The organism is Bacillus pacificus, from assembly GCF_020861345.1.
GTDB classification, from domain to species: domain Bacteria; phylum Bacillota; class Bacilli; order Bacillales; family Bacillaceae_G; genus Bacillus_A; species Bacillus_A pacificus.
On the sequence record NZ_CP086328.1, the window covers coordinates 1,749,409 to 1,761,924 of the forward strand.

Genomic DNA, 12,516 nt, shown 5'->3' on the forward strand with positions numbered 1-12,516 from the left:
GAATATGAAAGATGAGGAGTACAATAATTTTGAAATATCATATATTAAATATTTCAAAAAATGAGGTGGAATGATGATTTCAGTTCAAAATGTCACAAAAAAATTTTCAAATGGAAAAGGTTTGTTTCATATCACATTTGAAGTGAAAGAAGGGGAAGTATTCGGTTACTTAGGACCAAATGGTGCCGGGAAATCCACAACAATTCGTAATTTAATGGGGTTTATAAAACCGACAGATGGTAAAGCGACAATTTTTGGATTGGATTGTTGGAATGAAGCAGCGAAAATTCAAAGAGAAGTTGGCTATCTACCAGGAGAAATCTCTTTTATTGAAGGAATGAACGGATTAGAGTTTTTGAAGTTAATGCAAGGAATGCGTGGGCTAAAGGATACGAAAAGACGAGATGAATTAATAGAACGTCTTCAATTTGATGTGAAAACACCAATTCGAAAAATGTCTAAAGGAATGAAGCAAAAAGTAGGGATTGTCGCTGCATTTATGCATGATCCAGAGGTGTTAATTTTAGATGAACCGACATCAGGACTTGATCCACTTATGCAGCAAGTGTTTATAGATTTAATAGTAGAGGAAAAGCAAAGAGGAAAAACAATTCTTATGTCTTCACATATTTTCACTGAAATTGAGCGTACATGTGACCGAGTAGCGATTATTAAAGATGGGCGCCTTGTAACGGTTGAAAATATTCATGATTTACAAAGTATGAGACGACAAGTGATAGATGTAACCGTATCATCAGAGGAAGAGATTAAATCTCTTACGCAATGTAATTTACAATTTGAAGCGGTAAAAGGTAGAGAGGCATCGATTATTGTACAAGGAAACTATCAAATTGTTTTACAAATACTTTCAAACTATAATGTAACAGCGCTTCAAACGAGAGCGATGGATTTAGAACATTTATTTATGCATTATTACGATAAGAAAGAAGGGGTAAAGCATGAATAAGCAATTGTTTTTAGCTAGTTTGAAAGAGACGCAAAAAAGTATTTTGAGTTACGCAACTGGTGCAGCTCTATATTTATGGTTGTTAATTTGGATATTCCCTTCAATGGTATCAGCGAAAGGTTTAAATGAATTAATAAGCGCTATGCCTGATAGTGTGAAAAAAATTGTTGGCATGGAAAGTCCGATTCAAAACGTAATGGATTTTTTAGCTGGTGAGTACTATAGTCTATTGTTTATTATCATATTAACAATTTTTTGCGTTACAGTTGCAACACATTTAATTGTCCGGCATGTAGATAAAGGGGCGATGGCATATTTATTAGCGACACCTGTATCTAGAGTGAAAATTGCAGTCACGCAAGCCTCTGTTCTCATATTAGGACTACTAATTATTGTAGTTGTTACGTATGTAGCGGGCATAGTAGGTGCGGAATGGTTTTTACAAGATAATAATTTAAATAAAGAATTATTCCTGAAGATAAATATAGTCGGAGGGCTCACATTTTTAGTCGTTAGTGCTTATTCATTTTTCTTTTCTTGTATATGTAATGATGAAAGAAAAGCACTTAGCTACTCAGCAAGTTTAACTATTTTATTTTTTGTACTAAATATGGTAGGTAAATTAAGTGATAAGTTAGAGTGGATGAAAAGTCTATCGTTATTTACACTGTTTCGTCCAAAAGAAATTGCGGAAGGAACGTATAATATATGGCCAGTAAGTATAGGTTTAGCTGCGGGAGCGCTTTGTATTTTTATAGTAGCGATTGTATTGTTTAAGAAGAGGGATTTACCGTTGTAGAGTAGAAAGTCCACTATATGAGTGGACTTTTTTTGATGAGGAGGAAACGAATGAGTTGCAGCTATATGTAAATGATGTAGAAAAGTCATTATTGTTCTATGAAGAAGTAATTGGTTTAAAGTTGTATAAACGAAATATGCATGCAGCACGTTTTAATTTCGACCAGTTTTCTTTATTACTAGTTAGTGATTCAAGATTGAATGAAAATCACTATTTTTACAATCGAAAAGAGATGAAGGGGAAGGGCTTTGAACTAATTATTGTTGTCAATCGGATTGAAGAAGTATATGAACGTTGTAAAGAGAATCGGTGCACAATACAAGAAGAAATTCAAACTTATCCATGGGAGATGAGAGGATTTAAAATTGTGGATCCAGATGGGTATTTCCTTAGAATTACATCTAAGTAAAGGTAAACATGAAAAATGTTTACCTTTTTTTATGAAAATATTCAAAAAAATGAACCTTTTTCTAGGCTCATCCGTCTAATACATGTAAAGTTAAATTTGAAGTGAGGATGAAACAGGAGGAGCAATTGTGAAAGTAATCCCTTTATATAAAATGATTGTAAAAGAAGAAACCGATGTTTCTTTAGCGAAAAAAGGTGATCATGAAGCATTTATGAGGCTTATACATACAGAAAAAGTAAAGATGTATCGTATTGCAAAGGCTATGTTACGTGATGAGACAAATATAGAGGATGCGATACAAACAACAATTTTAAAAGCCTATGAAAATATAAAAAAATTAAAGAAAGAAGAGTTTTTTCAAACTTGGTTGATTCGAATTTTAATGAATGAATGTAATAACATTATTAGAACGTATAAAAAGATAATTGTGACAGAAGAGAATGATTACAATATGAGTGCGTGCGATCAGTATGAAGATATAGATTTGTGTAATGCGATTCAATCGTTACATGAAGAGTTAAGAGCTGTTACGGTGCTTTATTATTATGAAGATATGAATCAAGAGAGTATAGCGAAGCTTTTAGAAGTACCAAAAGGAACAGTGAAATCGAGATTGGCACGTGCGAGGGAACAACTACAGAAACGATTAAAGATGGAATAGGGGGTGCAAAGGATGGATAATGAAAAAATATTTGATGAGAAATTAAAAAAGAGAATAAAAGAAGAGAGTGTTATAGTGCCACCAGAGTTAAATGAAAAGATCAATTGTACACTACATAATCTCCCGGTAAAAAAGAAAGGTTACAGAGTTTATATGATGGCTATAAGTGCTGCGGTTCTAGCACTTTCAATTGTGTCTATGTCGGAGTTTTCTGATCAAATTTTTGCTCAAAACGGCGGAGTGTTTGAATATGTAAAGAAAAAGGCATTTTCTGATTACGAAAACGAAGAGGAAATAAAAGCGAATGCAAATTATCCAGATAAAGAAAAGATTCATGAAAAGATGCTAGATTCCATTGATCATTTTAATAATATTTCAGGACAATTTGAGGAATATTCTAGTTCTTCAAGAATTGCTACAACATACAAATATGCGATTGATACGGAGCAACAAAGAGGTATCTCTTCGAAAGAAGATAAACTAGTGAAAAAACGAACCATTATATATAACGAGGGCAAGAAAAAAGAGTTTGATGACGAGAAGTATACGTACAAAGAAACAAAATGGAGCCCGAAAGAAAGAAACTATGAACTATTAAAATTAAATCCTACGGAAAGGTTATTGAGAAAATCAGGTGAGAAAAAAAGGTATGATGATGAATATATAGGATTCGCGAAGTATAGTATTCAATCCGAATTTGCTGATCTATTAATTCGATATAAAGATTGGAATTATAAAGAAACGAAGTATCTTGGACTGGATTGCTACAAAATAGAAGGGACAATAAATATAGAAATGCCTGTAAGTACATCTGAAGATTTAAGAGGGAAATTTGAAATGGTTGTAGAGAAAAATACGGGGATTATGCTAAAGTTCCTTAGTTTCCACGAAGGTATGATTCAATATTCGATTACGACTGAATGGATACAAATAAACAAAGGGTTGAAAGAGAATGCATTTCAAAAGGATAGCTCTAAGTATGAAAAATTGAAAAATATATTAGATGAATAGAAAACGGAGGAAATGATATGGAGAATACCTCTTCTTCAAGAGAACAGAAAAATAAACGAAAATATAAAAAGACAACGATAGTAAGTGTATTGTTAGCGATATTACTATTTTGCGGATTTGGATATGGTACTTACGTATATATGAAAACTTCTAATCTCGTACAAAAATCAAATGTTAATTTAGCACGTGGTGAAAGATCAAATTTACGTGAGGAAACTGTAAAACCGATTACGAATAATGTTTCACTTTTAATTATGGGAATTGATGAAAATCAAGAACGACAAAAGGAGTATAATGGTGCATTTCATACAGATGCACTACTGTTAGCTACTTTTAATAAAGATGATAAGACTGTGAAATTAACGAGTATACCACGTGATACATACACATATGTTCCGGTTGAAAAGAAAAAAGATAAAATAACGCATGCATATGGAAGTGGTTTCGTTAAAAATGGTAAAGATGGAGGGCCGCAAGCTTCAGTGGAAGCGGTAGAAAAGTTATTACAAGTGCCTGTTGATTATTTTGTAAAGTTTAATTTTAATTCATTTACTAAAATTGTTGATGGATTAGATGGGATTGAAGTAGATGTCCCAGTTGAATTTACGGAGCAAAATAGTAAAGATGAACCTGACGCGATCCATTTGAAAAAAGGACTACAAAAATTAACAGGGGAAGAGGCACTTGCCTTAGCAAGAACGCGTCATATTGATAGTGATGCAATGAGAGGACAGCGCCAACAACTTGTTATGGAAGCGATTTTAAGTAAATTAAAAAGTGTAGGATCGATTACGAAGCTAGAAAAAATAGTTGAGGCGGTTGACGGTGATTTTAAAACAAATTTAGTAATGGATGATATTTTATCTTTTTATAAATACGGTTTAAATTGTTCGATTGAAAAAATTCAATTAGCAGGTGATGATTTATACTTACCTAATGGTCCAAATGGGCAACGTGTATATTATTATAATCCTAATAAAAAAGATTTGCAGAGTTTGAGTAATACGCTTAGAACACATTTAGGATTAAGTGAAAAACAGATTGAGGAAAATTAAAGCAGATGTAATGTCTGCTTTTTTATTACGTTTAATAGTATGTACTTTATTCATTAATGTTATATACTATTTTCAAATTTAAGATAATAGTGTAACATAAAATTGTAGTTTAAGTTACATAACAGGGGGGCTATTACATAGAATATATCATTAGCAATTATTGAAAAAGTATGGGAGAAATGAAAGAAGCAGGGGAGTATCAAAAATGAGAATCGTAAAGAATTTAACATTTCAAGTTATTGTGGCCATTATTTGTGGTATTGCAGTAGGAGCTATTTGGCCGAGTGTTGGACAAGAGATGAAGCCAATTGGTGAAACGTTCATCAATATGATTAAAATGGTCATTGCACCGATTATCTTTTTAACAATTGTGCTTGGTATTGCAAGTATGGGAAGTATGAAAAAGGTAGGTCGTGTTGGTGGTAAGGCATTATTATATTTTGAAATTGTTACAACTGCGGCTTTAATTATTGGTATTATCATAGCGAATGTTGTACGTCCCGGAGATGGATTAGATCCCTCAAAGCTAAAGGGCGGAGATGTTTCGCAATATGTACAAAGCGGGCAAGAAATGAAGTGGGTGGATTTCTTTTTACATATTGTACCGTCTAACATGTTTGAAGCATTTGCAAAAGGTGATATTTTACAAGTGCTGTTCTTCTCCATTTTATTCGGTGCTGGGTTAACGATGTTAGGGAAAAATGGACAACCGGTAATCGATTTTTTTGAAAGGTTATCGAAAGTATTTTTTAACATTTTATCAATTGTAATGAAATTAGCACCGATTGGAGCATTCGGCGGGATGGCGTTTACAATTGGCAAATATGGTTTAAGTACACTTATTCCACTTGGTAAATTAATGATTTGTGTATATGCGACAATGGCATTATTTGTTTTTATTGTTTTAAATTTTATTTGTAAACTGTACAAATTTAGTTTGTGGAAATATTTAGCTCACATTAAAGAAGAATTACTCATTGTTCTCGGGACATCATCATCAGAATCAGTATTACCGCGAATGATGACAAAGATGGAAGACTTCGGATGTTCGAAGCCGGTAGTAGGTTTAGTCATTCCGACGGGATACTCTTTTAATTTAGATGGAACGACAATTTATTTATCGATGGCTACTATATTTTTAGCACAAGTCTTTCACGTCGATCTTTCACTAGGTCAACAATTAACGATAATAGCTATTTTGTTAGTTACATCTAAAGGAGCAGCCGCGGTAACAGGTGGAGGCTTTATTGTACTAGCGTCTACTTTATCTGCCATGAATGTTATTCCATTAGAAGGGTTAGCGCTATTACTTGGTGTAGATCGTTTCATGTCAGAAGCACGTGCTATCGTCAATTTAATTGGTAACGGTATTGCGACTGTAGTTGTTGCAAAAAGTGAAAATGAATTTGATGAAGAGAAGTATACGAGAGTAATAGAGGAAATGAAAAAAGAGAAAATGGTCGGATAAAAAGTCAGCTTTGCTGACTTTTTTATTTTTGTAGAAAAGAGGTTTGTTATGATATACATTATTTATTAACAATAATTTACAGGTGTATTATAGTGGAAGGATATAAAGGTTATTAAATCAGTACATATAATTCAATGAGGTATAGTGTTTCGAAAGATTATGGAATTTTTATGAATATTACTGTAATAAAATAATTTTTTAAAAATTTTCAATAATAACACTTTACAAAACTCAAAAAATTAGTAGAATAATAGTTAATAAGAATCTTCTGATAAATATATAAAGAAAAACGGAATTATCAGAAAATTCTTAAATGAGAGCGTTTAGAATTAGGGAGGGTACAGAAAGTGAAAAAGAAAAAAATGAAAAAACTAACAGCAGTTGTAGCACCAGTTTTAGCAATGAGTATGGCATTAACAGCATGTTCTACATCAGGTGGAGATAAGAAGACAAGCACAAATTCTAGCTCAGGCGGAGATAGCAAATCAGAAGAAAAATTAGCAGCGAAACAAGTACTAAATCGTACTGAAACAAATGAGATTCCAACAATGGATACTTCTAAAAATACAGATACATTAGGTTCTCAAATTTTAGGGAACACGATGGAAGGTTTATATCGATTAGATAAAGATAACAAACCAATCCCAGCTGCGGCAGAATCAAGCACGAAGAGTGAGGATGGTAAAAAATATACATTCAAATTACGTAAAGATGCAAAATGGTCAAATGGTGATCCTGTAACAGCGAAAGATTTCGTATATGCATGGCAACGTTTACTAGATCCAAAAACAGCTGCTGAGTATGCATTTATCGCATTCCCAATTAAAAATGCAGAAGCGGTTAATAAAGGCGAAAAACCTGTAACGGAACTAGGAGTAAAGGCAGTAGACGATCTTACTTTAGAAGTTGAATTAGAACAAGCAGTGCCATACTTCTTAAACTTAGTAGCATTCCCATCGTACTATCCGTTAAATGAGAAATTTGTAACAGAAAAAGGGGATAAATTCGGTTTAGAGTCTGATACGACAGTATATAACGGACCGTTCGTTCTTACTGATTGGAAGCATGAGCAAGGCTGGAAACTAAAGAAAAACGATCAATATTGGGATAAAAAGACTGTAAAACTAGACGAAATTAACTATAGTGTAGTAAAAGAAGTAGCGACAAGAGTAAACTTATATGATACAAATGCAATTGACTTCGCGCTATTATCGGGTGAATTCGTTGATAAGTATAGAAACAATAAAGAAGAGTTTGGCACATACTCACAAGTAAGTACTTACTTCTTACGTATGAACCAAAAACGTGGCGGGCAAGATACACCGTTAAAGAGCCAAAAATTACGTGAAGCAATTGCATTATCAATTGATAAAAAGAATTTATCAAATGTTATTTTAAATGATGGATCTAAGCCTGCGGACTTCTTAGTACCAAAAGGATTAGCGACTGGACCAGACGGTAAAGACTTCCAAGAAACATTTAAAAATGGTATTAAACCAGATGCGAAAAAAGCAGCAGCTGCATGGGAAGAAGCGAAAAAAGAGCTTGGAAAAGACCAAGTTACAATTGAGTTATTAAACTATGACACTGGTAATGCGAAAAAAGTTGGGGAATATGTAAAAGATCAAATTGAGAAAAACTTAAAAGGTGTAACTGTTAATATTAAACTTCAACCATTCAAACAAAAACTGAAATTAGAAACAGAGCAAGATTATGATTTATCATATGCTGGTTGGGGACCTGACTACGCTGACCCAATGACATTCTTAGATATGTTCCAGTCTAATCATTCTCATAACCAAATGAGCTTCGCTGATCCGAAATATGATGATATGATCAAAAAAGCTGGCGGAGAATTAATGGGTGATGCGAAGAAACGTTGGGAAGAGCTAGGAAAAGCTGAGAAATTACTTCTTGAGCAAGATGTAGCACTTGTACCTTTATATCAACGTGGTGATGCATACGTTCAAAAACCAAATGCAAAAGGCATCGTTCACCATAACATTAGCCCAGAGTATAGCTTCAAGTGGGCATATATGACTGAAAAAGATGGGAAATAATTTTAAAGAATAATACTATCTTGAAGTGGATGCATACAAGTTTCTTAGCTTATTTTGTAGTAAGAATCTCGTTGTCCACGATAGAAAGATAAAATGATAGAGCATTCCAAAAGTAGACTATTGACTTTTGGAATGCTCTTTTATTATGAGATTAAATGTAAATGAACCGATAGATATAGATAATTTGTATAGTAACAACTGTGAAAAATGTCTTTTACTATTACAAAAAAATAATTTTTAGAATATTTTAAAAATAACTTTACAAAACCAGAAAAATTAGTAGAATATTAATTAATAAGAATTTTCTGATAACTAATTATTAGAAAATCTCTCAAAATGAGTTTCGTACATATAATTGGGGAGGGTATAAAAATGAAGAAAAAGATGAAAAAGTTCACGGCGGTTGTAGCGCCAGTTTTAGCGATGAGTATGGCGTTGACAGCGTGTTCTGGATCTGGTGGGGAGAAGAAAACAACTACGACGTCTAGTGGTGGTGGGGAAGAGAAAAAATCTGAAATTAAATACGCAGCGAAACAAGTGTTAAATCGTACAGAGAATCAAGAAATTCCGACGATGGATACGTCTAAATCTACTGATACGTTAGGGTCACAAATTTTAGGGAATACAATGGAAGGATTATATCGTCTTGATAAAGATAATAAGCCAATCCCAGCTGCAGCGGAATCTAGTACGAAGAGCGAGGATGGCAAAAAATATACATTTAAATTACGGAAAGATGCAAAATGGTCAAATGGTGATCCAGTAACAGCGAAAGATTTTGTATTTGCATGGCAGCGCTTACTGGATAAAAATACAGCGTCAGAATACGCATTTATTGCTTACTATATTAAAAACGCAGAGGCAATTAATAAAGGTGAAAAGCCACTAACAGATTTAGGGGCAAAAGCGGTAGATGATTATACGCTAGAAGTAGAATTAGAAAAACCGGTGCCGTATTTCTTGAATTTAATGGCATTCCCATCGTACTATCCTTTAAATGAAAAGTTCGTAAAAGAAAAAGGAGATAAATTCGGTTTAGAAGCAGATACAACGTTGTATAACGGACCGTTCGTTATGGCTTCATGGAAACATGAACAAGGATGGCAGCTAAAGAAAAATGATAAGTATTGGGATAAGAAGACTGTGAAATTAGAAGAAATTAACTATAGTGTAGTAAAAGAAGTTGCGACGAAAGTAAACTTATATGATACAGGATCAATTGATTTCACACTATTATCAGGAGAATTTGTTGATAAATATAAATCGAACAAAGAAGAGTATGGTGAGTACTCAGAAGCAAGTACATTCTTCTTACGTTTAAATCAAAAACGTAATGGACAAGACACACCGTTAAAGAGTAAAAAACTACGGGAAGCAATCGCATTATCAATTGATAAAAAAGGTTTAGCAAACGTTATTTTAAATAACGGTTCAAAAGCAACAGATCAATTGGTTCCAAAAGGGCTTGCGACAGGACCTGATGGTAAAGATTACCAAGATGCATTTAAAAATGGTCTGAAATATAACCCGAAAAAAGGTGCAGCAGCTTGGGAAGAAGCGAAAAAAGAGCTTGGTAAAGATCAAGTTACAATTGAATTACTAAGCTATGATGATGGAACAGCGAAAAAAATTGCTGACTACTTTAAAGATCAAATTGAGAAAAACTTAAAAGGTGTAACGGTTAATACGAAAATTCAGCCGTTCAAACAAAAACTAAAATTAGAATCGGCACAAGATTATGAAATTTCATTTGCTGGTTGGAGTCCGGACTATGCGGATCCAATGACATTTATTGATATGTTCGAATCGAAGAGCCCATATAACCAAATGAGTTATTCGAATCCAAAATATGATGAAATGGTGAAAAAAGCAGGGAATGAATTAATGTCTGATGCGAAGAAGCGTTGGGAAACGTTAGGGAAAGCAGAAAAATTATTACTTGAAGAAGATGCAGGAATGGTACCTTTATATCAAACAGGTAGAGCATATGTAATGAAACCGAATGTAAAAGGCATTGTGAAACATAACATTAGTCCAGAGTATAGCTTTAAGTGGGCTTATGTAACGGAAGGGAAATAATAAAAAGGAGCGTGTTAAAAGATAATTACCTTTAACACGCTCTTTTTCTATTAAATTAAATAGAGAAGAATAAGAAAAGTGGTACTGACATATAGTAGATGGGGGAGAATTCGTATAGTAGTAATAGTAAAATACTTAGTTACTATAAAAATAAAATAAGTGAAACTTCAAAAATGAGGATAATTAACAGGATGTTAATTAGTGAAAAGGTATTAATAACTAAGTTCATAGAAAAATCTCTCAAAGTTAGTTTCGTACATATAAATTGGGGAGGGTACAAAAATGAAGAAAAAGATGAAAAAGTTTACGTCGGTTGTAGCGCCAGTTTTAGCGATGAGTATGGCTTTAACAGCATGTTCTGGATCTTCTGGTGGGGAGAAAAAAACGACTACAACGTCTAATAATGGTGGGGAAGAGAAGAAATCTGATATTAAATATGCGGCAAAGCAAGTGTTAAATCGTACAGAAACGAATGAAATTCCGACGATGGATACTTCCAAAAATACAGATACACTTGGTTCACAAATTTTAGGGAATACAATGGAAGGTTTATATCGCCTTGATAAAGATAATAAGCCAATCCCAGCTGTAGCGGAATCTAGCACAAAAAGCGAGGATGGTAAAAAATATACATTTAAATTACGGAAAGATGCAAAATGGTCAAACGGTGATCCTGTAACAGCGAAAGATTTCGTATTTGCATGGCAACGTCTAGTAGATCCAAAAACAGCTGCTGAGTATGCATTTATTGCATACTATCTTAAAAATGCAGAAGCGATAAATCAAGGAAAAGCAGAAGTTTCGACATTAGGTGTAAAAGCGGTAGATGATTATACGCTTGAAGTAGAACTAGAAAGACCTGTACCATATTTCTTGAATTTAATGGCATTTGCTTCATACTATCCATTAAATGAAAAGTTTGTAAAGGAAAAAGGAAATAAATTTGGTTTAGAGTCTGATACAACGCTTTATAATGGTCCATTTGTGCTTACTGATTGGAAACATGAGCAAGGCTGGAAATTAAAGAAAAATGATCAGTATTGGGACAAAAAGACTGTAAAATTAGATGAAATTAACTATAGTGTAGTAAAAGAAGGGGCTACTCGAGTGAATTTATATGATACAGGTGCAATTGACTTCGCGCTTCTATCAGGTGAATTTGTTGATAAGTATAGAAATAATAAAGAAGAGTTTGGCGCATATTCGGAAACAAGTACGTTTTACTTACGTTTAAATCAAAAACGTGGTGGGCAAGATACACCATTAAAGAGCAAAAAACTACGTGAAGCAATTGCATTATCTATTGATAAGAAAGCTTTAACGAATGTTATTTTAAATGATGGTTCAAAACCAGTGGATTACTTAGTACCAAAAGGTTTAGCGAGTGGACCAGACGGTAAAGATTTTGCAGAAACGTTCAAGAATGGTTTAAAACAAGACTCCAAAAAGGCAGCGGCAGCCTGGGAAGAAGCGAAAAAAGAACTAGGAAAAGATCAAGTGACGATAGAGTTATTAAATTATGATACTGGTAATGCGAAAAAAGTTGGGGAGTATGTAAAAGATCAAGTTGAAAAAAACCTAAAAGGCGTGACAGTAAATATTAAACTGCAACCATTTAAGCAAAAACTAAAATTAGAATCAGACCAAGATTATGATTTTTCATATGGTGGCTGGAATCCAGATTATGCGGATCCAATGACATATCTTGATATGTTTGAAACAAAAAATTCGCAAAACCAGATGAGCTACTCAAATTCAAAATATGATGACATTATTAATAAAAGTAAGACAGAATGGATGGCTGATGCAAAAAAACGTTGGACAGAGTTAGGGAAGGCTGAAAAAATATTACTTGAAGACGATGTAGCGCTTGTACCATTATATCAAAATGCTAGATCATATGTAATGAAACCAAATATAAAGGGAATCGTGAAACATAATATTAGTCCGGAATATAGTTTCAAATGGGCGTATGTAGAAGAGAAATAAAAAAGATAAGAGCATTTT

Annotated in this window: 10 protein-coding genes; all 10 read left to right on the forward strand. The window is 33.4% G+C overall.

The genetic code is table 11. The features are described from left to right. Positions 1 to 73 precede the first annotated feature (73 nt). Positions 74 to 967, forward strand: a complete 894-nt coding sequence (locus LMD38_RS09140; RefSeq protein WP_000626590.1) for an ABC transporter ATP-binding protein — start codon at positions 74 to 76, stop codon at positions 965 to 967. Next, entirely contained in the window at positions 960 to 1,766 is an 807-nt protein-coding gene (locus LMD38_RS09145) for a DUF2705 family protein (protein ID WP_001041456.1), read from the forward strand. The genes LMD38_RS09140 and LMD38_RS09145 overlap by 8 nt, the downstream gene beginning before the upstream one ends. A 55-nt stretch (positions 1,767 to 1,821) precedes the next feature. Next, positions 1,822 to 2,175, forward strand: a complete 354-nt coding sequence (locus LMD38_RS09150) for a VOC family protein (protein ID WP_061182418.1) — start codon at positions 1,822 to 1,824, stop codon at positions 2,173 to 2,175. A 127-nt stretch (positions 2,176 to 2,302) separates the two neighbouring features. Then, complete coding sequence (locus LMD38_RS09155) at positions 2,303 to 2,836, forward strand: sigma-70 family RNA polymerase sigma factor (protein ID WP_000864742.1); 534 nt, start codon at positions 2,303 to 2,305, stop codon at positions 2,834 to 2,836. A 12-nt stretch (positions 2,837 to 2,848) separates the two neighbouring features. Then, positions 2,849 to 3,847, forward strand: a complete 999-nt coding sequence (locus LMD38_RS09160; RefSeq protein ID WP_016718212.1) for a hypothetical protein — start codon at positions 2,849 to 2,851, stop codon at positions 3,845 to 3,847. 17 nt (positions 3,848 to 3,864) lie between these two features. Then, complete coding sequence (locus tag LMD38_RS09165) at positions 3,865 to 4,902, forward strand: LCP family protein (protein ID WP_062821457.1); 1,038 nt, start codon at positions 3,865 to 3,867, stop codon at positions 4,900 to 4,902. A 205-nt stretch (positions 4,903 to 5,107) separates the two neighbouring features. Further along, positions 5,108 to 6,370: a dicarboxylate/amino acid:cation symporter gene (locus LMD38_RS09170; RefSeq protein ID WP_001223614.1), complete on the forward strand. Its 1,263-nt coding sequence runs from the start codon at positions 5,108 to 5,110 to the stop codon at positions 6,368 to 6,370. A 347-nt stretch (positions 6,371 to 6,717) separates the two neighbouring features. After that, positions 6,718 to 8,430 (forward strand): peptide ABC transporter substrate-binding protein, encoded by a 1,713-nt coding sequence (locus LMD38_RS09175; RefSeq protein WP_000727524.1) that lies wholly within the window; start codon positions 6,718 to 6,720, stop codon positions 8,428 to 8,430. Between the two features lie 372 nt (positions 8,431 to 8,802). Next, positions 8,803 to 10,509 carry a peptide ABC transporter substrate-binding protein gene (locus LMD38_RS09180; protein ID WP_000728458.1) on the forward strand — a complete coding sequence of 569 codons (1,707 nt, stop codon included), beginning with the start codon at positions 8,803 to 8,805 and terminating at the stop codon, positions 10,507 to 10,509. A 282-nt stretch (positions 10,510 to 10,791) separates the two neighbouring features. Further along, the gene (locus LMD38_RS09185) at positions 10,792 to 12,498 is read left to right on the forward strand and encodes a peptide ABC transporter substrate-binding protein (protein WP_000728487.1); all 1,707 of its coding nucleotides are present in this window, start codon (positions 10,792 to 10,794) and stop codon (positions 12,496 to 12,498) included. Positions 12,499 to 12,516 lie beyond the last annotated feature (18 nt).

Coding starts and splice junctions, on each gene's coding strand:
- LMD38_RS09140 (WP_000626590.1), top strand. CDS start 74: ATGATTTCAGTTCAAAATGTCACAAAAAAATTTTCAAATGGAAAAGGT.
- LMD38_RS09145 (WP_001041456.1), top strand. CDS start 960: ATGAATAAGCAATTGTTTTTAGCTAGTTTGAAAGAGACGCAAAAAAGT.
- LMD38_RS09160 (WP_016718212.1), top strand. CDS start 2,849: ATGGATAATGAAAAAATATTTGATGAGAAATTAAAAAAGAGAATAAAA.
- LMD38_RS09165 (WP_062821457.1), top strand. CDS start 3,865: ATGGAGAATACCTCTTCTTCAAGAGAACAGAAAAATAAACGAAAATAT.
- LMD38_RS09170 (WP_001223614.1), top strand. CDS start 5,108: ATGAGAATCGTAAAGAATTTAACATTTCAAGTTATTGTGGCCATTATT.
- LMD38_RS09180 (WP_000728458.1), top strand. CDS start 8,803: ATGAAGAAAAAGATGAAAAAGTTCACGGCGGTTGTAGCGCCAGTTTTA.
- LMD38_RS09185 (WP_000728487.1), top strand. CDS start 10,792: ATGAAGAAAAAGATGAAAAAGTTTACGTCGGTTGTAGCGCCAGTTTTA.